This window comes from Bradyrhizobium sp. SOJA106 (assembly GCF_059448745.1).
In genome coordinates this window covers 6,429,143-6,453,121 of record NZ_CM182549.1, presented here as the reverse complement: position 1 = coordinate 6,453,121, position 23,979 = coordinate 6,429,143, and the positions used below count along the sequence as shown (strand labels likewise).

Genomic DNA, 23,979 nt, shown 5'->3' with positions numbered 1-23,979 from the left:
ATGCGCAGCAGTCGATGAGCTGGGGTGTATTGCGATGAACCAGGCGCAAGCGACGCATGTGGGGTGTGTTCGCCATGTCGGCGCTTGAACCCATGGGTGGGGGAAATTCCATCAACGTTGCAATGTTGCTCAGCTGCAGTTCGTTCGAAGGGTTCTTCGGCTGGGTCCTGCATCAGACGCGATCGAGCTATCTTGCGAGCTACCGAAATGACTGGGCGTGGTACTACGCGCGCGGTTTGAAGCAAAATGGCATCAGTCCATTGCTCTACATTCCGTCACTCCGCGAGGCCGGGAGATATGACACGGATCTCGGCATAGCCGTCCGGTTTTTGCCGCTCGACGAATGGTACAATCTGATCGAGCGCATATGGGTGAAGCGGCTGATCCGCCGGACGCGTTGGTCTCTCTATGCCGAGGAACGGCTGAACACGATCGCCTTCATGCAATCCCTTAACCATGCCTTGAGAGAAGACGAGATCGATCTTCTGTACGTTCAAGAGTACTGGAGTGGAAGGTTCGATCATCTGGTAGGGCGAGTCGATGTGCCGGTAGTCGGCGCAGATCACGGCGGGTTGCCGGACCGTGTCGTAAAGCTCTTCAAGCGCCGGGCGTTTTCGAGTGCGGCGCTTTGCTACAGCCAGACCGAACGCGAATGCGACGTCGTCAGGCATTATGGTGGTCGATCCCGACTGCAGCCGAATGGGTGTGACGTCGCCCAATTCTTTCCGGACGCCGCCGCAACGCGGGGCAAGACTATCCTGACAATTGCGCGGTTGACGAACAGGCAAAAGCGGACCAGCGATCTCATTCGGGCTTTAGCCGAACTGCCGGACGAATGGACCTTGGATATCGTGGGCACAGGGCCGGATAGAGACGTTTTGGATAGGCTTGTTGTAAGTCTCGGATTGTCCGGCAGAGTTCGATTTCGCGGGTTTGTCGGTCGATCTGACGTGCGCGAGTTTCTTCGCAATTGCGGAGTTTATGCGATGCCCTCGGCTAACGAGGCGGTCGCTCTCGCAGTACTAGAAGCGATGGCGTGTGGCGCGGCCGTGGTTCTCAGCCGGATCAGAGCATTCGAGCAGCTTGTGACGCCTGGTGTCGATGGCCTTCTGTTCCCTGTCGGCGACGTGAAGGCATTGGCTGCGGCCATCCTTGACGCCTGGAAAAATCGTCAATTGCTTGGTCGGGCCGCCATCGAGACCGTACGAACGCACTATGACGCCAAGGTACTGTATGCTCAGTTGGCGGACAGTTTGCGCAGCTCGGTCGATCGATACCGGCTCCGCGTTGATTGAGCTTTGTCTTCTAATATGCGGCCCTGCTTCATCTGCCGAATTTGATGCGTGACAGTTTAAGCAAGAAGGGATCTCTACAATGAAAGAGCTATACGAAGGGGACGGCTATGGTAAGAACAACCCTACGTGGCACGAGGAAGATGCGCCTTGGAAGGCCGGCCAAATCGAGCGCATAATGAAAAGAAACAACCTGCCGCACGAGCATATATGCGAAATCGGGTGCGGGACCGGTGAGATTCTGTTGAATCTAGAAAGAACGTTTCCTACAGCGCGCTTGTCAGGCTACGAAGTCTCACCTGATGCATTCCGGCGGGCAGCACCGAAAGCGACGCAGCACACGCAATTCTACTTGAAGGACCTGCTGAACGAACCCAACTTGCAATTCGACGTTGTGCTTATCATTGATGTCATAGAGCATGTGGAGGACTACATTTCGTTCATTAAGCGATTGCGACCTTTTGGTAAATTCAAGGTCTTTCACATCCCTTTGGATTTATCCGCGCAATCCATTCTGCGAGCGTGGCCGATTGCTGAACTCAGAAGAAACGTGGGCCACATTCATTATTTCTTCAAACAGTCTGCGCTGGCGACCCTTGAGGATTGCGGTTACACGATTGTAGACCATTGCTATACGGCCAGCCGCCTGGAATTGCCGAACCAAGCCTTGACCAGTCGTCTGATGCGCTTGCCGCGTCGGTTGCTCTTTGCTGCTGAACCTGATCTTGCAGTCCGATTGCTTGGCGGATACTCGCTGCTAGTCGTTGCGACGTGAGGATGCGCGCCGCCTCATCCATCGCAATCATGGCTATCACGCCACGGACTGGCTCAACCGGCCGCCGTTATCGGGAGTCAACTACTTTTCCGTCACTGGAAGCTTGTCTGTCGCAGGCAGCTTGTGGTGCGTCGCGGGAAAAATGCGGCGAGCTGCGAGTCCAATGACGTAGCTGGCTTGCAAAATGACCTGGGCGGCTGCGATTAGCAGCACAGTTTCACCCGTACCGAGCCGCTGCCCGAACGCAACAAAGAGCGAGACAAACAACAAGAGCAAAAGGAAGGGTAGTAATACGCGGAATCGGAAACGGAGTCCAAAGAGCGCTCCGAAAATGGCCAGCCCAACTGCGGCGTATTCCATGCTGTGCCTTCGAGGCGTGCGAAGCCTCTTCAGAAGAATTGAGGTGGGTGCGTCACCGCGCGCCAGCAACTCTGCCCGGCGGTGATCGATCGTCTAACGAAACCTGATCCACACGACAAGATCACACCTGCCGTATACTAGACAGCCTAAACTTGGGGCGAAAACGGAGATTCTGTGGATGTACTCCAGCGCGTCAGCATTCTCTTGCCACCCGACCCTGGCATAATGATACCTCAGAGCCACGTAGCTCGCAACAGAACTCGTACCTTTCTTCTCTCGGTTGAGCTGTTCGCTTGCAGCCAACCGGCGTCTCGCGGGCTGCTGCATATTTGCGCGTCGGGTGGTCATGCAAATGGACGTCGCACTCTCAGCCTATAAACTGTGCTTTGCCATTGCCAAGCCGAACATTAGGCTCATCTTGATCGGGACGTGGGTTCAAGCAGGTTTCGATGCGCATTTTGCAATTGCTCAACCATACGCGCCGCCTGAATGGCCACGTTCATGCCGCCGTGGACTTAGCGTGTGCCCAGGCCAAATTGGGCCATCAGGTTGCTGTTGCGAGCAGCGGAGGCGATTTTGATCTGCTGCTCGCCTCGAACAACGTAGAAACAATGCAGGTGAGCATTGAGCGTCGACCGAAGAAGCTCGTCGACGGCGCATCACTGCTGTATCGGCTCGCGCGTGATTGGCGAGCGGACATCGTGCACGCCCACATGATGACGAGTGCCGTGCTTGCCTGGCCAATTTGCAAACTGCTCAAGATTCCACTGGTCACAACCGTGCACAACGAATTTGAGAGAAGTGCAATTCTCATGGGGCTTGGCGCACGAGTAATCGCCGTCAGCGCTGCCGTCGGGACTTCAATGCGAAAACGCGGTGTCCCACAATCGCGGATCCGCGTTGTGCTTAATGGAACAATCGGTGCGGCACGGCTCGAAAAACAGGATCGTAGTCCCGCCTCACTTCGATCGCCCGCAGTGGTTTTTGTCGGCGGCCTTCATCCGAGAAAGGGTCTCGCTGACCTCTTTTCCGCGTTCGAGGCGGTGCACAGGGTCATCCATACCGCGCATTTGTACATCGTTGGCGATGGTCCGCACCGGGCCGAGTATTTGACGCAAGTGAGCTCGATGGCGTGTGCGGAGGCGGTCACCTTCATGGGTGCTCAAGACAATCCTTTTCCATTTCTGCTCGGGGCAGATGTTTTCGTGCTTCCGTCGCATGCCGATCCCGCTCCTCTGGTACTATCGGAGGCGCGCGAAGCTGGTTGCGCTATTGTCGCGAGTAACGTGGATGGAATTCCTGAAATGCTCGATGGCGGCAGAGCGGGGATCCTCGTTCCGACGGGCGATCCGGCGGGGCTTGCCGTAGTGCTGCGCTCCTTGCTGGAGGACAAACAAGCCGTGCTGGAGTGGAAGAAAAACAGTCAAATCAATCTCGATTTTCTTACAATAGATCGGGTGGCCCGTGAAACGCTTCAGATTTATGAAGAAGCTTCCCGGCATGTTCATGGACGCGCTTGAAACAGACACATTGGGCAATCCATTCGAGGCCCTCACGCGAACGGGTGCAAGTCTTGCTCCCAAGCTGGCTGTTATCATTACCTGCTTCAATTATGAAACTTTCGTCGAACGCGCGATCAGAAGCGTTTTGGACCAGAAGTGCGATGCTTGCGAACTTGTGGTCATTGACGACGGCTCAACTGACCATTCTTGGGAGGCTATTTCCCGCTCCGGCGTCAAAGCTTTCAAGATCGAGAATCGGGGGCAGCTGGGGGCTTGCCTATACGGTCTGGCAAGCACGCAAGCACCCTTCATATTGTTCCTCGATGCCGATGACGAATTGAAGCCAGGTTCACTGACGAAGCTCCTCGACAAGTTGGACGAGCGCGTTGCGAAGGTGCAATTTGGGCTTACACTGATCGATGCTGACGGCAATCCTTTGGGTCCATTTTGCTCATTAGATTCGTTTCGAGAGCGAGACCGCGTGCTGGACGAAGTGCTCAGGCGCGGTGTGTATAAGACGCCGCCAACCTCCGGCAATGTATTTCGCCGTGACGTGTGCGAACTGCTGCGGGAAGTTAACTACGACAAAGCAGTTGACGGGGTGATTCTGTTTGCTGCGCCCTTGTTTGGCGATGTTGTAAGCCTTTCCGAAGAGCTGGGGCATTATCGCGTGCATGGCCGAAATGACTCTCAGCTCGGGCAGCTTCCGACGGCACCCGTGCTCGAGCGTGATATGAGGCGATTCGTGCTTCGCACAGAGCACCTCCGTGACATTGTGAGGCGCTTCGCGCCCGGACGTGAGCTGATCCAGCCGCAACAAGCCTTCTACTATCGTGAGCGCGAATATTGCCTTGAGATCGTGACGGGGAGAGCCCGAAGATCCATCAGCGTTGCGGCGCTACTCGTAGGGCTTCTCGTGGAACCCTATGGGCACGCTCGAAAGCTTGCGATGGCCGCGTTCTTCGTGTTCGGGGCTTTTTTGCCGACCAGGGCAGCCAAGGCATTGCTCGCCATTCGGTCCCACAGCGGACATCGATCGGCCAAAACCTATGTTCGCGCGATCTCAGTTGCTTTCCGCAGTAGTCTAACGCGAGAATAGCTGTCGGGCCTCCTCTCAATGGCAGGGCTGTGCCATGTGACCGAGGAGTGCGAAGGGATCATTCGAGGTCGGATGATGAGTGCTGACGCTCAATTGGCCCAACCGTTACTGGCCCTCGGCAGTCTTGACCCAGCGTTGGAACACGGCCATTTTGGCCGCAACATCACAGCAAGTCGTGGAAGACGAAGGTCTGTCCAACCGCGCTTCCGATCGCTCCTCCCCGAACGACCGCTTCGTTGTAGGTCGCCTGATCGACATAAAGGTTACGATCCGTTTGTGGCGTGCCGTCCCAGCGGTCATTGAGGAAGTGAACCAGCACGGTGTGGTCGCCCGGAGCCCAATCGCCTTGCACCGTGATGAGTTCGTCCTGTCCCGCCGCGTGGGAGGCGTGCGCGGTGAGCGTACCTCCGATCTGCACGCCATCGACCGAGACAGTATATAGCGCATCACCGAGATAAGCGTCCTCGCTGATCTTCAACACCAGCTGGTCCGGTCCGGTGCCGATCACGGTCGCGGAGCCCGTCGTCGTCGGCGGCGTGGTGGGCGGCGGCGTTGTCGTTCCGCCTGACTTGTCCGTGAACAGGAAGCTCTGTCCTACGGCGTTTCCGATCGCGCCGGCTGCATCGTTGACGCCGTTGTAAGTCGCACCGTCGACATAGAGGTTGCGGTCGCTCTGTGGTGTACCGTCCCAGCGGTCGTTGAGGAAGCGAACCAGCACGGTGTGGTCGCCCGGAGCCCAATCGCCTTGCACCGTGATGAGTTCGTCCTGCCCCGCCGCGTGGGAGGCGTGCGCGGTGAGCGTGCCTCCGATCTGCACGCCATCGACGGAGACAGTATATAGCGCATCACCGAGATAAGCGTCTTCGCTGATCTTCAACACCAATTGGTCCGGTCCGGTGCCGATCACGGTCGCGGAGCCCGTCGTCGTCGGAGGTGTGGTGGGCGGCGGCGTTGTCGTTCCGCCTGACTTGTCCGTGAACAGGAAGCTCTGTCCTACGGCGTTTCCGATCGCGCCGGCTGCATCGTTGACGCCGTTGTAAGTCGCACCGTCGACATAGAGGTTGCGGTCGCTCTGTGGTGTACCGTCCCAGCGGTCGTTGAGGAAGCGAACCAGCACGGTGTGGTCGCCCGGAGCCCAATCGCCTTGCACCGTGATGAGTTCGTCCTGTCCCGCCGCGTGGGAGGCGTGCGCGGTGAGCGTGCCTCCAATCTGCACGCCATCGACCGACACAGTATATAGCGCATCACCGAGATAAGCGTCCTCGCTGATCTTCAACACCAATTGGTCCGGTCCGGTGCCGATCACGGTCGCGGAGCCCGTCGGCGGCGGAAACGTCTGCGAAGCCGCCTGGGCTCCGTAGAGGCCGGGATCATATCCATCGGGCGAGGAGACGGTATCGTGCACAACGGCGAGCGCGTTTGGATCCGAAGAATAGACGCGGATGTAGTCGATATAGGCGGTGATCGGCACGCCGCGGACGGAAGCGGGCGACTGCGTAGCGAGGTCCGCAATCAGATACATCGGGCCGTGCATGTCGCTCGGAGTCGCGCGCGTCCCGATCAACTGGCCATCGACGTAGAAGCTGATCTGGTTGGGCCCCCAATTCATGCCGTAGGTATGATAGCCGGCCGGGTTCGGCATCAGGCTCGCCACCTGGAGCAGCGCTTGCCAGTTCTGGTTCGGCGCCGGGTCCGTGGTGTGGATGCCGCTATAGATGGCCGCGTCATTGACGCCATAGTTCTCGACGACGTCGAGCTCCTGCCAGTGTCCGGCTCCAGCTGGATCCGGGATCGGATGGTCGGGCAAAAGCCAAAACGCTTCCCATGCGCCGGGCAGGTTGGAGAAATCCGCACGGATCTCAAAGTAGCCGTACATCTGGGAGAAATGTCCCTGCGTGGTGATCAAGCCGGATTCCCAGGCTCCCGGAACTCCATAAGGCGTTCTATCGGGAACGGCGGTGACTGAAAGCACGCCCTGAGAGACAGAGAAGGGGTCATAGCCCGAGCCGGGATCGACAAACGAGCTGGTGCCGAAGCCGACGTCTGAAAAGGCGTCGCCGAGCCATTGCGCTCGCGTGTCACCCCAGGTTGTGCCAGCGCCGGTCAGCGAGATGCTCCGCGCGTTGAACTCGTCATCGAATGTGAGCTTGTAGCCTGTCAAGTCGATCATCGGGCTCCTCACTTGGGAAAGCGTCGATTGAAGCGGCCGAGCGAATTATGCGCATCTGATCTTGGCTGCACAAGGGGTACACGGTGTAATTCGACCGGACGCCGATGGGCCACAACTTCCTGACTAATTTCTAATCAGAGGGGCAAAGTTGGGGGATCCGCGGCAATGCCCACCTACGACACAGCACGCGCAGCCGAAGCTACGCGGCGCGTTGCCGGAGCTCGTTAAACTCGATTGCTAAGAGGAGCGCGCCCGTGGCACGGCACCGATGGTGCGGGATGATCAAATCACGGTTTGAGCGACGTGGGTCGCTTCTCGATCAAAGGGAAGATAACATCCGCCGTTCAGGGCGTCGAAGAGCTTCGTGTGACGATCCCTCCTGGCGGAGCGTTATGTCGTTATCGCATCCGCAGCCGAACCTGACCGCCGACCTGCTTCAGCTTCTTCAAGAGAGCCGCGATTACATCGATCGCAGGCGTTGTGCGGGGGCCCGTCCTGTTGCGTATGGCAGGGGTCGCGGCCCTGTGTCCTGCCCGCTCGGCGCCGAGATCGGATTGATTGTGGGGTCCGACGACATCGTGGGATTCGCGCCCGAAACAGACGGGTAGTCTAGCTCGTGTGCAGCATCTTTTCGATCTTGCGGATTTCGGCGCGCAGCACGCGCGCGATTTTCTCGATGCGCTCCGGCGGGCCGCAATTGATCACCGAGCACCCCGATGTCTTCTGGGGGCTGGTCGCAACTTGTTGCTGATGGTGTTGAACGTGCCGCTGATCGGCATCTGGGTGCGGCTCTTGCGTCTGCCTTACCGACTCCTGTTTCCATCGGCGCTCTTCTTCATCGCGGTGGGCGTCTACAGCACGCACAATAGCGTGTTCGATATCCTTCTCGTCGCCGCCTTCGGCTGTATCGGTGCGATCTTCCTTCTGCTCGAATTTCCCGTGGCGCCTATTGTTCTGGGTTTCGTGCTCGGGCCCATGCTGGAGGAGAACTTTCGTCGGGCGATGGTGTTGTCACATGGCGATCTGATGATCTATCTGCAGCGACCGATCGGCCTCGGATTCATCATCGCTTGCGTTGTTCTGATCCTGCTGCAGCTCTACAGCTATCTGCGCGTCCCTGCGTCGGCGCGGCCGGCCGACGCACCGCATTGACGGACGGGCGTCCAAGCGGCCGCGCTTGCCGTCTCCTATTTGGATGGCGAGAGTAATGCGCGGCCCGAACTAGATGCCGAGGTTCGCCCCTAGGGATAGGGGACGGTCGGGGGCTTGCGGCGCATCGTAACGCGAGGGTGGGACCTCTCCCAGGGTGGGCTACCGCCGCATCTAAACGGTTGAGATCGGCAGGGGGGGAGCCGTCCTTGGCTCCGTCAGAGCCTCTTCATCGCGACGGCTCGGCGGGCCCAGCAGCTGAGTTGATCGTGTTGGTCGTCTATCGACGGGAGTGGCCGACGATGCGCCGGGTGACCGACACCGCGTGGAGCGTGGTGCTACGCTATCGAATAGGCAGCACCGGTCCTCGATCAATGTACTTGGCGCCGCCGTGCTGGACTTGCGAAATCGTTTGCGCCTCACGTCACCGCGGTTCTCGACCTTCTTTAGTCAACCACTTACTTGAACTCGCTCCAAACCGTTCTAATTCGTTCTATAGCCGAACCGAGCTTCGGCTAATTGGAGCACGATAGAGAAGCAAGCGCGCAGAGCGCTTAAGAGGTTGAGGAAAGGGACATGAGAAAGCTTGCTCTTGCAGTCGTCGCGGCGGCAACGCTCCTCATTGGATCGGTTGCCCCTGCTTCGGCCGCCCATTGGCATCACCATGGCTGGGGCGGTCCGGGAATTGGGCCAGGACTTGCTCTCGGATTGTTCGCCGGAACACTGGCGGCTGCCACAGCGCCCCCGGTCTACTATGGACCGGTCTATGGCCCACCACCCTACTACTACGGCCCCCCGTATCGGGTGGTTCGCTACTATCGACCGGCTTATCCCTTCTGGTATGGCTGGTGATGAGCAGAAGGCCCGGCTCCCGCCGGGCCTTCTGTCAAGCTCTCCACGGACGCAACTAGCGTCCGACGGAGCAGCCGACTAACCGGCGCTCACCGCTGAAACCAAGCTCGTCCTCTCCGGTTGTTCCGGAGACAAATCGAGCTTTATGCATGACCAAAAATAGCCGATTCAACATCGCCTACGCGATTTTCGCCCTCTGTGCGCTGTTCTTCATCGAGTACGCGATCGTAACGGCGAACAGGATCGCCGTTATCCCCTACAGCGAGTACCAGCAACTGCTCCGGGATGGAAAGGTTGACAGCGTCGGCATCTCCGATCGCTCCGTACAGGGGATCCTGAAGGAGCCGCTGCCTGGGGGCCAGAAGCAATTCGTGACCACGCGCGTCGACCAGGACGTCGCGCAGGAGCTTGAAAAATACCACGTGCGTTTCACCGGGCAAATCGAGAGCACGTTCCTTCGCGACCTGCTCTCATGGATCGTGCCGGTTCTGCTGTTCTTTGGCGTCTGGTGGTACATCGGCCAGCGCATAGCACAAGGCGGGGGTCTTGGCGGCGGACTGATGCAAATCGGCAAAAGCAAGGCCAAGATCTACGTCGAATCCAACACCGGCGTCACCTTTGCTGACGTTGCTGGGGTCGACGAAGCCAAGGACGAACTTCGGGAGGTTGTCGATTTCCTGAAGAACCCCACCGACTACGGCAGGCTAGGCGGCCGGATGCCGAAGGGCGTGCTGCTGGTCGGGCCGCCCGGCACCGGCAAGACGCTATTGGCGAAAGCGGTGGCTGGCGAAGCCAAGGTGCCGTTCTTCTCAATCTCGGGGTCGGAGTTCGTCGAAATGTTCGTCGGCGTCGGTGCCGCGCGCGTGCGGGATTTGTTTCAACAGGCGCACGAAAAGGCGCCCGCGATCATCTTCATCGACGAGCTCGACGCGCTGGGCCGGGCCCGCGGCATCGGCCCCTTTGCTGGCGGACATGACGAGAAGGAACAGACGCTGAACCAGCTCCTGGTCGAACTCGATGGCTTCGATTCCCGTTCAGGCCTTGTCATCCTGGCCGCGACCAACCGCCCTGAAATCCTTGATCCCGCTCTGCTGCGGGCCGGCCGCTTCGATCGCCAAGTGCTGGTGGATCGCCCGGACAAGAAAGGCCGCATCGAGATTCTCAAGGTTCACATGAAGACGGTGCGGGTCGCAGCCGACGTGGCACCCGATGCTGTCGCGGCATTGACGCCAGGTTTTACCGGCGCCGATCTCGCGAATCTGGTCAATGAGGCGGCACTCCTGGCGACCCGGCGCGGCGGCGATTCCGTCAGCATGAGCGATTTCAACAATGCCGTCGAGCGCATGGTCGCCGGCCTGGAAAAGCGCAATCGGCTGCTCAATTCCAAGGAGCGGGAGATCGTCGCCTTTCACGAAATGGGGCACGCGCTGGTCGCGCTCTCATTCCCCGGCGTGGATGCAGTGCACAAGGTCTCGATCATCCCGCGGGGTGTCGGCGCGCTCGGCTACACCATTCAACGGCCGATCGAGGATCGCTTCCTGATGACCAAGGAGGAACTCGAGAACAAGATGGCGGTCTTGCTGGGCGGCCGAGCTGCGGAGTTGATCGTGTTCGGCCATCTCTCGACGGGAGCGGCCGACGATCTACGCCGCGTCACGGACATCGCCCGCAGCATGGTGACGCGCTACGGCATGTCGGAACAGCTTGGCAGCGTCGCCTATGAGCGTGATCCCGGAAATTTCCTGGCGAGCGCGGACCGGCCCTATCCGGTTCGCGAGCGCGATTATGCGGAGGAAACCGCTGCCGCTGTGGATCGCGAGGTCAAGGACATTGTCGATCGCGTTCTTGAACGGACCGAAGGCATACTGACCGCGCGCCGTCCGATCCTCGACCGCGCCGCCAAGAAGTTGCTGGAGAAGGAAACGCTGGAGCAGGCCGACATCGATGCGCTGGTCCGGGAAATGCCCAAGGAAGGGCTGCGCGCTGTTTGAGCAGAGTGGGGCACGTCCGGAGGCTGTACGTTCAGCCAGTGCGGTTCTTCTTGGCGCGTTGGTGCGGATCAGTCGCGTTCACCTGTGGTAACGGCGCGTGCGAGATCAGGGCTGGCGAAGTCTGAGGCTGCTGGGAAGCTCGACCGGGCAGTGTAGGGTGTTGCTCGATATAGAGCTGCCCCGCGACCAACATGACGCCGGCACACACAAGCGCCAGGCTGACAGTCACCAGATCTCGATAGTCATCCATCCCGCGTAACCCCGATTGATCGAGGAGAGAACGTCAGCACTCGCGCCTCGGCTCCAGAACACGGAATGCGTTTGCTCTTCCGCAATTGACTCTGCCGGGAGGCTGGCGGCCGGCACTGCCGTGGCGTTCGAAAGCTGCAAGCAGCTGGCGCGCGACGTCCTGGAGATTCGTTGAGATCCAAGTTTCCATGGCTATCTTCCGAACTCTTGGGATGCGCGCCGAAGCGGTTCGAACGGCAACGGCCGTCCGGCCGGTGCAGACGAGCTGTATCTCCCGCGTCGCCGCAAGCCGCACGGGAGATACAGTCAGCCGGCAGGCCTAAAGCATGATCCGGAAAAGCGCGAAGCGGTTTTCCGGAAAGATCATGCGTAAACAACAACCTAAAGCGCGATGACGATTCCTCCAAATCTCATCGCGCTTTAGCCCGTCTGCATGTGCTCGAGCTTCTGGTTGTCGTTGCCGGCCTTGATCGGGATCTGGCGCGGCTTCATGGCTTCGGGGACCTCACGCACCAGTTCGATCTTGAGCATTCCGTCCACGAACGAAGCGCCCTTCACCTGGACGTATTCGGCCAGGTTGAACTGCCGCCGGAATGGGCGGGACGAGATTCCCTGGTACAGGAACTGATGGGGGTCCTTGTCGGCCTTGCGGCCCTCGACGGTCAGCACGTTCTGCTCCGCCGTAATGGTCACATCGTCAGGCGAGAAGCCGGCCAGAGCGAGCGAGATCTGATAATGGTCCTCATCCGTCCGCTCGATATTGTAAGGCGGATAATTGTCGCCCGTCCATTGAGCGGAATCTTCGAGCAGATCGAACACGCGATCGAAACCAACGGTCGATCGCCAGAGCGGGCTGAAATCAAAGGTGGTCATAGCCACATCCTCCTTTCGAGCAACATGGTTACGAGCGGCCGGACACCGTGTCCGGCGCCCGATGTCCGGGTCCTCAGAAGGCACCCGGAGCAGCGCATCCAGCACGCTGCACTGTTGGAATTAGAGCGGCCTGAACCACTTTCAAGGCCTATGCCCGCGAGTTCAATGGAAGGCGAGATGCGAGCCATGCAGCCTACCCGGCGGGCTCGACCGAGCTTGATCGGTCACGTCCGACCAGTGAGCCCCGGCTTTTCGAGGCCCGGCGTCCGCGCGATTTGCGCGGCGAGGTAGTCGATCAGCAGACGCACCCGGGCGATGCCTGACCGCTCGGGAACGATCAGCATGTTGAGCGGAACGGGAGGTGGCGAGAATTCGGGCAGGACCATTTCGAGCTTGTTGGCGGCAAGGAGATCCTCCACGAGCCAGAGATGTGCAGGCGCGATCCCCCGTCCGGCCGCCAGCGCCTCGCGTGCGGCAAGTCCATGATCAACACGCAAGCGCCCCCGGAACGGCACCACGTGCCGGCCGCCGCGACGCCCGTGGAGCACGAGCAGATCGCTGCCGGCGATGTTGGACATCCTGATACCCTCATGACTCGCCAAGTCTTGCGGGCGCGTCGGTCTGCCACGCGCGGCGAGATATTGTGGAGCGGCGACCAGCGCCCGCCGCGATTGGCCGAGAGACTTCAACTTCATCGAGCTATCACCAGGCGGCCCGAGCCGGATGGCAATGTCGACGCCTTCCCGCACAAGGTCGATTCGCTCGTCGGTAAGGCTGAGATCAGCCAGGATGTCAGGGTAGCGATCCTGGAAGGCGAACAGGAAACGGCTGACGTGTAGCACACCGAAGGCCGCGGTGCAGGAGATGCGCACGGTCCCCTCTGGCGCGCCTCGTGCGCTGCGGGCCTCCTCGCTTGCCTGGTCAACCATGCGGAGGATCTGGACGCAGTCGCGGTAATAGCGCGCCCCCTCTTCGGTCATCATCACGCGGCGCGTGGTTCTGCTGAGCAAGGGCACGCCGATCGCTTCCTCCAGCTCTCGCAAATGCCGCGTGATGGTCGGCTGACCGACACCGAGCTCGCGCGCGACTGCGGACAGATTGGCCCGCTCCGCAACCCGAACGAAGCTGCGCATGCGCTCGAGCGTGACTTCTGATTTATCCATTTTTCGGCACAATCATATCCATCGTCGACATCTACTTGATCGCGCCTCCGCGCGCTACCTGTTCAACGTCAGTGATCAGGAGGTGCTGTCATGAAAGTCTTGATTGTCTTCGCCCATCCGGAGCCGCGTTCGCTGAACGGCGCGCTGCTTGACGTCGCGGTTAGGGAGCTCAAACAGCTCGGCCACGATGTGCAGGTGTCGGATCTCTATGCCCAGGGCTGGAAATCGGAGGTTGATCGAGAAGACTTTCCGTCGCTGCGGCAAGGTGAACGGCTGAAGCCGGCCGCGGCCTCCAAGCAGGCTTTCGAGGCGGAGACGTTGACCGGCGACGTGAAAGCCGAGATCGAAAAGCTGTTGTGGGCGGATGTCCTGATTCTGCAATTCCCGCTCTGGTGGTTTTCGATGCCGGCGATCCTGAAGGGCTGGGTCGACCGGGTGTTCGCCTACGGGTTCGCGTATGGGGTCGGCGAACACAGCGACAAGCGGTGGGGCGATCGCTATGGCGACGGAACCCTGAAAGGCAAGCGCGCAATGCTGGTCGTGACCGCCGGCGGCTGGGAGGAGCACTACTCGGGTCGCGGCGTTAACGGACCCATCGACGACCTGCTGTTCCCCATCAATCACGGCATTCTCTACTATCCCGGCTATGAAGTCCTTCCGCCCTTCGTGGTCTACCGCGTGGACCGGCTGGACGATGCCGGTTTTACGTCGATCGCTGAAGGATTGCGTGAGCGGATGCGCGGGCTCGCGACCACCGCGCCCATCCCGTATCGGCGACAGAATGGTGGCGACTACCTGATCCCGAGCATGCAACTCCGCGCGGGGCTCGAGGCGCCCGGGACAAGCGGATTCGCACTTCACGTGGATCGAGGAGCCAGGCAGGTTAGTAGGCCCCGCGCGTTGGGTTCCTCCCCCGCCTCACCGGGCAGCGGCAGCTCGGCTTCCGACGAACTGGCTAACTGATATGAGGAACAACCCATTGGCTTGGCGGTTCTTTTGGCGCCGCCGGCCTGGCTGTCGTTGGGTGCCCTCAGGGCCCAGCCAAGCCGGGCGACGCGGCGGCTCGTACCATTTTGCTCGATGGAGGATTTGGATATGAAAGCCAGCTGTCTCTACTCTTTGCAGTCCACCGGTCTCACTCATCTCGGCAGGCTCTCGCGACTGCATCTTCCCTTTGGCAGCCCGTTCGGACTCGGGAATGGCTTCTGAAGGAGGGCAAGTCATGTCAATCAAGTCAGCCCTCCCTGCCATCCATTCGGAAGCCGGGTTGTCTCGGTATCTGCAGGAGATCCGGAGCTTCCCGCTGCTCGATGCATCCGAAGAAGTGATGTATGCAAGGCGTCTTCGGGATTCCGGGGATCGCGAAGCTGCCTACCGTCTGGTGACGAGCCATTTGCGATTGGCCGCCAAGATCGCGCTGAAATATCGGCGCTATGGATTGCCCATCGCCGACCTCATCTCGGAAGCCAACGTCGGATTGATGCTGGCCGTCAAGCGGTTCGACCCTGAGAAGGGATTTCGCCTGGCGACCTACGCTGCTTGGTGGATCAAGGCGTCGGTGCAGGAGTTCGTCCTGAGATCGTGGTCACTCGTTAAGCTCGGCACAACCGCAGCGCAAAAAAAGCTGTTCTTCAACCTTCAAAAGCTGAAGAGACGCCTTGGTGCGCCGGACGATGGAGAGCTTTCGCCGGAGCAGGTGAAGCAGATCTCTGAGCATCTTCAGGTCAAGAAAGCCGACGTCGTCGAGATGAACGGGCGGATCCGTGGCGACATGACGCTGAACGTTCAGCTCAGTGACGAAGAAGGCGAGCAATGGCAGGATAGGCTCGCCGATTCATCTCCTGATCCTGAAACCCTGCTCGTGGAGGCCGGGGACCGCGAACGGCAGAAGGCCGCACTCTCGGAGGCGCTGAGTGCGCTTTCTCCGCGAGAGCGCACCATCGTCGAAGCCCGCTACATGGCGGAAGAGCAAAGAACGCTTGACGATCTTGCCAATATCTTCGGGATCTCTCGTGAGCGTATCCGCCAGATCGAGCAGCGTGCGTTGAAGCGCATCAAGACGATGCTGTGCGCACGCCTTCCGGATCTCGAGGTTGCTTCAGCAAGCGCATACTAGAAGCAGAACACGAAAAGCCGCTGGCCGGCTGCTGATCGGTGGATCAGCAGCCGGTGCAGATATTGGGCACGATGGCTTCCGCCGAGAAATCACGATCCTTGCGGCCATCGGACTTTGTTCTTGCGGGCTTGCCCGACGGCTGGCCGCTTGAATTGCTGACAAGCTGCTTGGCGGCGGCGTCGGGGTTTCGCGCTGCTCGCGACGAATCCGCTTCTTTTGCCTGCAGCGAAACCACCATCCCGAGTAGAGCAGCAAGTATCATTAAGGTCCGCATCTCTGGTCAACCTCCTTTCGACGATGCTCCAATCTGCCGCGCAGAGTTGTTCTGCAGCCGAGAAACATCTCGGTGTGACGATCGCAGTTTTCAACGTGCGGCGAGCGATTCGGGACGCTGGGGGGAGTCTCCGGCTGCGAGCCGCGACCGGTATCGACGAGCCGGCCTTCGCCGCAAAAAAATTTCTTCCATCCTCTTGAAAGTAGATCCCTCGCTCCTAGGTGCTTTTTCGCCCCGGGGGCCGTCACGGACCCGGATTTTGGACATCGCTGAACCTACCCAAGGAGGATGTGCATGCATTTCCGTCCCTTGCACGATCGCGTGCTCGTGCGACGTCTCGACGCCGAAGAGAAAACCGCCGGCGGTATCATCATTCCAGACACAGCAAAGGAGAAGCCGCAGCAGGGCGAGATTGTCGCCACTGGCCCCGGCGCACGCAACGAACAGGGCCAGCTCGTTCAACTCGACGTCAAGCCTGGTGACCGTGTCCTGTTCGGCAAGTGGTCCGGTACAGAGGTCAAGATCGACGGCGAGGAATTCCTGATCATGAAGGAAAGCGACCTTCTGGGTGTCATCGACAAGGCAGGCACCGTCAAGAAGGCAGCATAGCGCGCTGACAGTCATAGAGGAAAGGAGAGATCAAAATGGCTGCCAAGGACGTGAAGTTCGCAACCGAGGCCCGAGACCGCATGCTGCGGGGCGTCGACACACTGGCAAACGCGGTGAAGGTCACACTCGGTCCGAAGGGGCGCAACGTCGTCATCGAGAAATCGTTCGGCGCGCCGCGCATCACCAAAGATGGCGTGACCGTCGCCAAAGAGATCGAACTGGAGGACAAGTTCGAGAACATGGGCGCGCAGATGGTGCGCGAGGTCGCCTCGAAGACGAGCGATGCCGCCGGTGACGGCACCACAACGGCCACCGTGCTTGCCCAGGCCATCTTCAAGGAAGGCAGCAAGTCTGTCGCCGCCGGCATGAATCCGATGGACCTGAAGCGGGGTATTGATCTGGCGGTCGACGCGGTCGTCGCCGACCTGAAATCACACGCCAAGAAAATCACCTCCAATGATGAAATCGCCCAGGTCGGCACAATCTCGGCCAATGGCGATACCGAGATCGGCCGCTTCCTGGCCGACGCCATGAACAAGGTCGGCAACGAGGGCGTGATTACCGTCGAGGAGGCCAAGAGCCTGCATACCGAGCTCGAAGTGGTCGAGGGTATGCAGTTCGACCGCGGCTACATCTCGCCATACTTCGTCACGAACACCGAGAAGATGCGCGTCGAGCTCGAGGATCCCTACGTTCTGATTCACGAGAAGAAACTGTCCGGCTTGCAGACAATGCTGCCGCTGCTGGAGCAGGTCGTCCAGTCCGGTAAGCCGCTCCTGATCATCGCGGAGGACATCGAGGGTGAAGCGCTTGCGACATTGGTCGTCAACAGGCTGCGCGGCGGACTGAAGGTCGCGGCCGTCAAGGCGCCGGGCTTCGGTGACCGTCGCAAGGCCATGCTGGAGGATATCGCGATCCTGACCGCAGGCAATGTCATCAGCGAAGATCTCGGTATCAAGCTGGAAAAGGTGACGGTGAAGATGCTGGGGCACGCAAAGAAGGTGGTCATCGACAAGGACAATACCACCATCGTCGGAGGCGCGGGCGCCAAGAAGGATATCGAGGCGCGCGCCCAGCAAATCAGGCTTCAGATCGAGGAAACGACCTCCGACTATGATCGCGAAAAGCTGCAAGAGCGCCTCGCCAAGCTTGCCGGAGGCGTCGCAGTGATCCGCGTGGGCGGTGCGACGGAGGTCGAAGTCAAGGAACGCAAAGACCGCGTCGACGATGCGATGCACGCTACGCGCGCGGCGGTGGAGGAAGGCATTCTCCCCGGAGGCGGGGTAGCCCTTCTGCGGTCCCTTAACGCGCTTGACGGCATCAAGACCGAGAACGCGGACCAGAAGGCCGGCATTGACATTGTTCGCCGCGCCATCCAGGTGCCGGCTCGGCAGATCGTGCAGAACGCCGGCGAGGATGGCTCACTGATCGTCGGCAAGCTTCTGGAGCACCAGAGCTACAATTGGGGCTTCAACGCGGCAACTGGCGAGTACGAGGACTTGGTGAAAGCCGGCGTGATCGATCCCGCCAAGGTCGTCCGCACCGCCTTGCAGGACGCCGCGTCGGTGGCTTCGCTGCTGATCACGACCGAGGCGCTGGTGGCCGAGAAGCCGAAGAAGGCTGAACCGGTTCCGGCAGCTCCCGCCATGGACTTCTGAACAAAAGAGCCCGGCCGATCACGGCCTGGCTCTACCCAACGAGAGGAGAGAACACCGCATCCAAAGACGGAGTCTCGCATGAATAGGTCTAATCGTCGTCGGCTCAGGATGAGGCAGGACGCGATCCATTGGTTCATGTTCTCCCTGAGCTTTGTCACCATTGCCTGGATCTGTGTTCGAACGATTGGAGGAGTATAGATGCTGAGCCATCACCATACGTTCTCCGCCCGGACGGAGACCAACCGCAATCTGCGGCGACGGCTGCTCGCTCTAGTCATGGGCAGCGCAATATCCCTGACCGCCTTCGGTGCTTACGGCGTGGAAAGCCCGCGGGGAGCCGAGGCCACACAGGGTGCGTTCACTGGAGTGCAATTGCCGCCAATCCCGTATCTCGACACGATGCCATGGCTGAAGTGGCAGCCTGCAGCGGCAACGATGAAGATCGACATCTTGCTGCTGCCGACCTCCGCGCCGACCAGCATCTGGCCGCAGTCGACGCCCCATCCCGCCGGACTGGCGGCAACAAGCTGAACGTCAGAGAGCGGCCCGCGAAGGCCGCTCGCTGCCTTATGCAAGGCCGTCGAGAGCGAGCGACAATCATGTCCGGACCGAAGTCGGCGAACCATTTCCTGCGCGGGGGCTCCGACGCGGCCTCAAGCACAAACGTCGGGCCTGGCGTCCGCGACTTCCTCATCCGAGGCAGCCAGAAGGTGATCGGTCACTACGAGTCCCTTCTCCGAACTGCGAAAAGCGAGCAAGAGCGCCAGCTCTATCAAGCGCGAATTGAGCGAGAGCAGCGAGTGATAAATGATCTACGCCACGGCGCTTTCCCGGATCGCTTCGCCGCGTAGTCACTGAGCCGCTGGCGAGCGTCTGCTGCAAAAAAATGCGCACGGCCTCTTGAACTTACGAGCGCCAGTTCTAGTTCGTTTCTCGACCGCGACTGCGGTGTGTCGAGCGCCAGGCCGGGCTCGGCACGAGGCACTGGATTGGGATGTTCGACCATAACCGAAATTCCCATCCTGCCTTGCTTCGTATCCATATTGCTCTTTGGAGGACTTGGCTATGAGGACACTTGATTTCTCGCCACTTTGGCGCACCACCGTCGGTTTCGATCATCTCGCTGACCTCGTCGACGGCATGTCACGCCAGCCGACCGAGGACCATTACCCGCCGTACAATATCGAGCGATCCGGCGAGGACCACTATCGAATCACGCTGGCGGTTGCAGGCTTCGGCGTCAACGATATCTCCGTGACTGCCGAGCAGAATGCTCTCACGATCGAAGGCAGGAAATCCGAGGGTGCTGCGCGCGAGTACCTGTATCAAGGTATTCCAGCGCGACCGTTCCGGAGAGTCTTCAGTCTTGCTGACTACGTTCAGGTGAAGCAGGCATCGTTCCAGGATGGCCTCTTGATCGTGGATCTCGTTCGAGAGATTCCGGAAGCGATGAAGCCGCGCAAGATTCAGATCGGAAGTGGAGCGGCTGCTTCGTCGCAAATTGAGCACAAGAAGGTCGCTTAGTAGCCTCGATCCATGGGCGCTCAACGGAAGTCGCTCTCTATCCTATCTCATCAACATGTGGCGACATCGACTGCGCCGCCACCTAAAATTCGAGCACCATCCCTTGGAAAGGAGTGAATAGGGAGGCGAGCCATGACTAACGTAAAGATCGACGGCGGTGGTCTTCACCCATTCTTCCACCCCGCCGCTTACTACGTTTCTCCGGCGGAAGTCCTGAATGACAAGAAGCTCTCGACGCCCGAGAAGCGGATCATTCTGTCCTCGTGGGCATCGGACATGTACACCGTGGAATCCTGTCCCGACCTTCGGGAGGTCCCGGGAACGGGCCACCCTGTGAAGTTGGCGGACATACTGGCAGCGCTGCGGCAACTCGACAGAGATGACGATGATGATCCGCCCCCTGGCGGTGGCGTCCCCATGCGGCTGCGGCGGCCTTGGGCCGCCGCACAGCGGAAGTCTCTGCCTTGATCACAGACGCTGTCCGAGGCATCGTGCTGCTGGGCCATGCCGCGGCGCTCTGGGAAATTCCGATCGGGAGTCATCGTCGATGCGAAGCGCGGCTATGTGTTGACCAACAATCATGTTGTCGACGGCGATTGTTCCTGCGCTGGACGAATTGCCTCCATTAGCGTCGGAGGAACTGACGTTCCGGTCGTGAGTTCTGCGCGTATCCAGAGCGGACTCTGGCATGCTCCGGCCGAGCGCCTCGGAGTGTCCGCTGCATCGCGATAATGAAGATAGGGCCGCGACCAATGTACCAGCATCCCGAATTCACACCTCCGATGACGAGCGTGGCAATGCTCCTCACCCGAAAGCAGCACCTGATCAGCCGCTTGGAAGAAGATCCAGGTCCAGGGGAGCGCGAGGAGATCGAGCGTCTCCTCGAAAAAATAGATGCCGAGCTGGACGCAGTTGATAGCCCCGACAGGCTTTGAGAACCGTGGAAAGGAGGGGCATCCAATGCCGATCGAGCCGGATTCCGGCTTGGGCGGTGCCGCTCTAGATGAGACGGCATATCTTGAATCGCTGATCCGCCAGGATTTCGAGCGATGTCATCCCGGCGAGACTCTCGAGGATCTCAAACAGCGAGCGTCGTTTTCCAGGGAGGACAGGGGCTTGTTGCGAGATTGGATGGCGATTGCGGTGCGCCGCGCAGCGGCTGAGCGGGCTAAGAGGAGCGACTTCAACTCGGCGGCGTAGTCCCGGGCGAAGCGATGCTGCGCGCAACCCAGCCAACGCGCGCAGCGATCGATCCTTTGGCCCGTTGTCAGTCGATGCCGCTCCGCACCATTGCGCGAGCTAGCTCTAGCTCGCTGATCGCTTGCCGCAATGATCGACGCGCCGCGCTCTTGTCGCCGTTGGCGCAAGCCGTTTTCAGCTCCTTGATGTGCTGGACCGCGATCTCCGCATGCGCGACAACATCCGAAGCGCCCGCAAAACTGGATTTCCGCTTTGTGTCCATAGGCACATCCCCGGAAGGCAATTGCTTTGAGAAGCACGACGGGAGCGGAGACCGCTCCCGTCGATTTTGTCATTTCGAGTTGATCGCGATACGCTTCACCTTGGATTCTGCTTGCGGCAGCTTTGGCATGGTGACCGTCAGCACCCCATTCTTGAACGCGGCAGAGATCTTGTCCTGATCTACGTCATCGATCGGGATGCGCCGTTCAAACCGGCCGTAGTAGCGCTCGCTGAACTTGCGATCCTTGTCTTCCGTCTCGGTCTTCTTCTCTCCCTTGATCGAGAGCACGCCGTTGGCGAGTTCGACCTGGACGTCCTTCTCCTCGAGGCCCGGCAACTCTGCCGTGACCTTGACATCCTTGTCGCTCTCATTGACCTCGATGCTCGGCCAATTCATCGACTGCTCGAAAAAGCTGCCGCCAAACGGCGCGACATCGAAGCCGCGGAAGACGTCATCGAACAAGCGGTTCATTTCCCGATGCAGGGTGAGAACCGGATTGTAGTTTTCGGAGCGACGGGGGGCCAGATCACGACCACGGCTCCAGGGGATCAGATCGGTGATAGCCATAGAGTGTCTCCTTTCTCTGTTCCAACCGCCCGCGACGCGGCGGAGCCACGCCGCGAGCTCCAACTGCGAGCAGGCGGCGTTAGGCCGCTTGCTTGTTCTCAACTGGTTTGTGGTCGCCACCTGTACTGATCGCAATCTGGCGCGGTTTCATCGCTTCCGGGACCTCCCGCATCAGATCGATCCTGAGCATGCCGTTCTCGAACGAGGCGCCCTTCACTTGCACGTACTCCGCCAGATTGAAGACCCGCCGGAACGGGCGTGAAGAGATGCCCTGATAGAGATATCGGTGGCCGCCCTTCTCGGCCTTGCGACCCTCAACGGTCAGTGTGTTCTGCTCGGCCGTGATGGAGACCTCGTCGGGCGTGAAGCCCGCAAGAGCCAGCGAGATTTGATAGTGGTCCTCGCCGACGCGTTCGATGTCGTAGGGGGGATAGTTGTCCCCGCCGGTCCATCGGCCGGAGTCCTCGAGAAGGTCGAACAGACGATCGAAGCCGACGGTCGATCGCCACAGGGGAGCGAGATCAAGCGTGGTCATAGCCATATCCTCCTTTGAGCAACATGGTTCTGGGCGCTTCGGACACCTGCCGGGCGCCCGCTAGCCGGGCCCTGTCTCAGGCGCCCAGCGATGCTGCGCGATTGGCTCGCGCTTTCACTCTTCAAGTTAGGAGGGGGCCCAATCGTTTCAAGTCCCGTCGGCATCTTGCGAAAGCTGCAATGCCGCACCCATGTTCTTCGGCGGGGCCGTCTGAGACGATTCTTTCCTATCATCCTGCTGCGCCTCGGCCGGTCCCTCCCATCGCACTTGGCCGAAGAGAGTGACCATGGCAGCAGTCCTAGACGATGTGATCGAAACGGCGCTTCTGGAATCCTTTCCGGCGAGTGATCCGCCGTGCTTTGCCGCGCTCGGGGTCAACATCGGCTCTCCCGATCGGTCCGGTGCTTGGCGAGCGCGGCCAGGCCGCCGCTCCAAGCACCTGACCCCGGAACGACCAGCTCCTTCCGAGCTTCATAGCGCTGCCGCGCGCCGGCGTAGCCATGTGGCAAAGCCGGCCGGCTCTCATGTTTGAAAGCAATGTATCCGATCGGAAGCATGGAGGACCAATGAAGATCGCGCAGATTGCTCCGCTGTTCGAGAGCGTACCGCCCCGGCTCTATGGCGGGACGGAGAGGGTCGTGCACTACCTGACAGAGGAGCTGGTCAGGCAAGGGCACAAGGTCACCCTCTTCGCGAGCGGGGACTCCATCACGTCCGCCGAACTCGTTCCCTGCACGCCGCGGGCCCTGCGCCTTGACCCGGCTGTCGCAAATTCCATACCGCATCAAATGGTGCTGCTCGACAAGGTGCGCGAGCGCGCTAGGGAGTTCGACGTCCTCCACTTCCACGTCGACTACTTGCATTTTCCACTCTTTCGGACCGAGGCGGGACGGACCTTAACAACCCTCCACGGGCGCCAGGATCTGCCCGACCACATGCCGTTCTATGCTCATTTTCCTGAGATGCCGTTGGTGTCGATTTCCAACGCGCAGCGTGCGCCCCTGCCGCGAGCCAATTTCATGTCAACTGTATACCACGGGCTGCCGCTCGATCTGCACAAGCCGACCTATCACCCGCGCGGTAACTATCTCGCCTTCCTCGGGCGAATTTCACCCGAGAAGCGGCCAGACCGCGCCATTGCAATCGCGCGCGCAGCAGGACTGCCGTTGAAGATTGCCGCGAAGATCGACAATGCGGATGAGGCCTACTTCCGCGAGACCATTTCGCCGCTGCTCAACGGCCCGGGGGTAGAGTTCATCGGCGAAATCAACGAGAGCGAAAAGACGGAATTTCTCGGAAACGCGGCAGCGCTGCTCTTTCCGATTGATTGGCCGGAGCCCTTTGGTCTCGTCATGATCGAGGCCATGGCATGCGGCACGCCGGTCCTGGCCTTCTGCCGGGGATCGGTCACCGAGGTCGTTGAAGACGGGATCACCGGGCGCATCGTCAAAAGCATCGAAGAGGCCGTGCAGGCCATGCCGTCTCTTCTGGCGCTGGACCGCAAGGCCGTGCGCGCCCGTTTTGAGGAGCGCTTCTCCGCAACGCGTATGGCTGCCGAATACGTCAAGCTTTACCAAAAGCTGCTGCGCATGCGCGCTGCATCAGAGCTTCACCTGCCGAGCTTCGCGGGACATCTAACCGCTCACGCACATGCTTGGGCGCCCTCTGTAGTGCAAAGGGAATCCAGCTGAGGGGGCCAATACGCATCTCCGGATCGAGTGCCATCGCACCGTCCAAAGCGGCGCACGCGCTTTCCGCC

The 23,979-nt window shown here is 60.0% G+C and carries 24 protein-coding genes; 17 read left to right on the top strand and 7 right to left on the bottom strand.

Annotation, left to right across the window (positions count from 1 at the left end; genetic code table 11):
• Nucleotides 1-74: 74 nt before the first annotated feature.
• Together AC5V87_RS30455 and AC5V87_RS30450 are read left to right on the top strand one after the other, a co-directional pair.
• Complete coding sequence (locus AC5V87_RS30455) at nucleotides 75-1,295, top strand: glycosyltransferase family 4 protein (RefSeq protein WP_456836748.1); 1,221 nt, start codon at nucleotides 75-77, stop codon at nucleotides 1,293-1,295.
• 79 nt (nucleotides 1,296-1,374) lie between these two features.
• Nucleotides 1,375-2,067, top strand: coding sequence for a class I SAM-dependent methyltransferase (locus AC5V87_RS30450; protein WP_456836749.1), 693 nt, complete (start codon nucleotides 1,375-1,377; stop codon nucleotides 2,065-2,067).
• 81 nt (nucleotides 2,068-2,148) lie between these two features.
• On the opposite strand, the gene AC5V87_RS30445 is transcribed toward AC5V87_RS30450, so the two are convergent.
• Entirely contained in the window at nucleotides 2,149-2,427 is a 279-nt protein-coding gene (locus AC5V87_RS30445; RefSeq protein ID WP_495368691.1) for a hypothetical protein, read from the bottom strand.
• Between the two features lie 449 nt (nucleotides 2,428-2,876).
• Between AC5V87_RS30445 and AC5V87_RS30440 the strand changes: the two genes are divergently transcribed.
• Both AC5V87_RS30440 and AC5V87_RS30435 read left to right on the top strand, forming a co-directional pair.
• On the top strand, nucleotides 2,877-3,947 hold the full coding sequence (locus AC5V87_RS30440; RefSeq protein ID WP_495368690.1) for a glycosyltransferase family 4 protein: 1,071 nt from the start codon (nucleotides 2,877-2,879) through the stop codon (nucleotides 3,945-3,947).
• The gene (locus tag AC5V87_RS30435; protein ID WP_495368689.1) at nucleotides 3,910-5,028 is read left to right on the top strand and encodes a glycosyltransferase family 2 protein; all 1,119 of its coding nucleotides are present in this window, start codon (nucleotides 3,910-3,912) and stop codon (nucleotides 5,026-5,028) included. Before AC5V87_RS30440 ends, AC5V87_RS30435 begins: the two co-directional genes overlap by 38 nt.
• Nucleotides 5,029-5,191: 163 nt before the next feature.
• Here AC5V87_RS30435 and AC5V87_RS30430 read toward each other — a convergent pair whose 3' ends face one another.
• The gene (locus tag AC5V87_RS30430; RefSeq protein WP_495368687.1) at nucleotides 5,192-7,198 is read right to left on the bottom strand and encodes a carbohydrate-binding domain-containing protein; all 2,007 of its coding nucleotides are present in this window, start codon (nucleotides 7,196-7,198) and stop codon (nucleotides 5,192-5,194) included.
• Nucleotides 7,199-7,816: 618 nt separating this feature from the next.
• Between AC5V87_RS30430 and AC5V87_RS30425 the strand changes: the two genes are divergently transcribed.
• From AC5V87_RS30425 to ftsH, 3 genes are all read left to right on the top strand, one after another.
• Entirely contained in the window at nucleotides 7,817-8,350 is a 534-nt protein-coding gene (locus AC5V87_RS30425) for a tripartite tricarboxylate transporter permease (protein WP_495368686.1), read from the top strand.
• Between the two features lie 573 nt (nucleotides 8,351-8,923).
• A complete protein-coding gene (locus AC5V87_RS30420) occupies nucleotides 8,924-9,199 on the top strand; it encodes a hypothetical protein (protein ID WP_456836756.1) in 276 nt (91 codons plus the stop codon).
• A 149-nt stretch (nucleotides 9,200-9,348) separates the two neighbouring features.
• Nucleotides 9,349-11,190 carry an ATP-dependent zinc metalloprotease FtsH gene (gene ftsH, locus AC5V87_RS30415; RefSeq protein ID WP_495368684.1) on the top strand — a complete coding sequence of 614 codons (1,842 nt, stop codon included), beginning with the start codon at nucleotides 9,349-9,351 and terminating at the stop codon, nucleotides 11,188-11,190.
• Nucleotides 11,191-11,859: 669 nt separating this feature from the next.
• Here ftsH and AC5V87_RS30410 read toward each other — a convergent pair.
• On the bottom strand, nucleotides 11,860-12,312 hold the full coding sequence (locus AC5V87_RS30410) for an Hsp20 family protein (protein ID WP_456836757.1): 453 nt from the start codon (nucleotides 12,310-12,312) through the stop codon (nucleotides 11,860-11,862).
• Between the two features lie 224 nt (nucleotides 12,313-12,536).
• Nucleotides 12,537-13,475, bottom strand: coding sequence for a LysR family transcriptional regulator (locus AC5V87_RS30405; RefSeq protein WP_495368682.1), 939 nt, complete (start codon nucleotides 13,473-13,475; stop codon nucleotides 12,537-12,539).
• A 90-nt stretch (nucleotides 13,476-13,565) separates the two neighbouring features.
• Here AC5V87_RS30405 and AC5V87_RS30400 point away from each other — a divergent pair, with 90 nt between their 5' ends.
• Nucleotides 13,566-14,438, top strand: a complete 873-nt coding sequence (locus tag AC5V87_RS30400) for an NAD(P)H-dependent oxidoreductase (RefSeq protein ID WP_495368680.1) — start codon at nucleotides 13,566-13,568, stop codon at nucleotides 14,436-14,438.
• A 259-nt stretch (nucleotides 14,439-14,697) separates the two neighbouring features.
• Nucleotides 14,698-15,591: an RNA polymerase sigma factor RpoH gene (rpoH, locus tag AC5V87_RS30395; RefSeq protein WP_456836760.1), complete on the top strand. Its 894-nt coding sequence runs from the start codon at nucleotides 14,698-14,700 to the stop codon at nucleotides 15,589-15,591.
• A 43-nt stretch (nucleotides 15,592-15,634) separates the two neighbouring features.
• On the opposite strand, the gene AC5V87_RS30390 is transcribed toward rpoH, so the two are convergent.
• Complete coding sequence (locus tag AC5V87_RS30390; RefSeq protein WP_456836761.1) at nucleotides 15,635-15,865, bottom strand: hypothetical protein; 231 nt, start codon at nucleotides 15,863-15,865, stop codon at nucleotides 15,635-15,637.
• A 294-nt stretch (nucleotides 15,866-16,159) separates the two neighbouring features.
• On the opposite strand from AC5V87_RS30390, the gene groES reads away from it, so the two are divergent.
• The 7 genes from groES (at nucleotide 16,160) to AC5V87_RS30355 (ending at nucleotide 20,856) form a co-directional block, all read left to right on the top strand.
• Nucleotides 16,160-16,474: a co-chaperone GroES gene (gene groES / locus AC5V87_RS30385; protein WP_212470136.1), complete on the top strand. Its 315-nt coding sequence runs from the start codon at nucleotides 16,160-16,162 to the stop codon at nucleotides 16,472-16,474.
• A 35-nt stretch (nucleotides 16,475-16,509) separates the two neighbouring features.
• Nucleotides 16,510-18,132, top strand: coding sequence for a chaperonin GroEL (groL, locus tag AC5V87_RS30380; RefSeq protein WP_495368679.1), 1,623 nt, complete (start codon nucleotides 16,510-16,512; stop codon nucleotides 18,130-18,132).
• A gap of 198 nt (nucleotides 18,133-18,330) precedes the next feature.
• Nucleotides 18,331-18,663, top strand: a complete 333-nt coding sequence (locus tag AC5V87_RS30375) for a hypothetical protein (protein WP_495368678.1) — start codon at nucleotides 18,331-18,333, stop codon at nucleotides 18,661-18,663.
• 534 nt (nucleotides 18,664-19,197) lie between these two features.
• The gene (locus tag AC5V87_RS30370) at nucleotides 19,198-19,656 is read left to right on the top strand and encodes an Hsp20 family protein (protein ID WP_456836764.1); all 459 of its coding nucleotides are present in this window, start codon (nucleotides 19,198-19,200) and stop codon (nucleotides 19,654-19,656) included.
• A gap of 132 nt (nucleotides 19,657-19,788) precedes the next feature.
• Nucleotides 19,789-20,124, top strand: coding sequence for a hypothetical protein (locus AC5V87_RS30365; protein WP_495368676.1), 336 nt, complete (start codon nucleotides 19,789-19,791; stop codon nucleotides 20,122-20,124).
• A gap of 284 nt (nucleotides 20,125-20,408) precedes the next feature.
• Nucleotides 20,409-20,591 carry a hypothetical protein gene (locus AC5V87_RS30360; RefSeq protein ID WP_456836766.1) on the top strand — a complete coding sequence of 61 codons (183 nt, stop codon included), beginning with the start codon at nucleotides 20,409-20,411 and terminating at the stop codon, nucleotides 20,589-20,591.
• A 25-nt stretch (nucleotides 20,592-20,616) separates the two neighbouring features.
• Entirely contained in the window at nucleotides 20,617-20,856 is a 240-nt protein-coding gene (locus tag AC5V87_RS30355; RefSeq protein ID WP_495368675.1) for a hypothetical protein, read from the top strand.
• A 331-nt stretch (nucleotides 20,857-21,187) separates the two neighbouring features.
• Here AC5V87_RS30355 and AC5V87_RS30350 read toward each other — a convergent pair whose 3' ends face one another.
• Both AC5V87_RS30350 and AC5V87_RS30345 read right to left on the bottom strand, forming a co-directional pair.
• A complete protein-coding gene (locus tag AC5V87_RS30350) occupies nucleotides 21,188-21,685 on the bottom strand; it encodes an Hsp20/alpha crystallin family protein (RefSeq protein ID WP_456843253.1) in 498 nt (165 codons plus the stop codon).
• A gap of 79 nt (nucleotides 21,686-21,764) precedes the next feature.
• A complete protein-coding gene (locus AC5V87_RS30345; protein ID WP_495368674.1) occupies nucleotides 21,765-22,220 on the bottom strand; it encodes an Hsp20 family protein in 456 nt (151 codons plus the stop codon).
• Nucleotides 22,221-22,786: 566 nt separating this feature from the next.
• Here AC5V87_RS30345 and AC5V87_RS30340 point away from each other — a divergent pair.
• Complete coding sequence (locus AC5V87_RS30340) at nucleotides 22,787-23,911, top strand: glycosyltransferase family 4 protein (protein ID WP_456836769.1); 1,125 nt, start codon at nucleotides 22,787-22,789, stop codon at nucleotides 23,909-23,911.
• The last annotated feature ends 68 nt before the right edge of the window (nucleotides 23,912-23,979 follow it).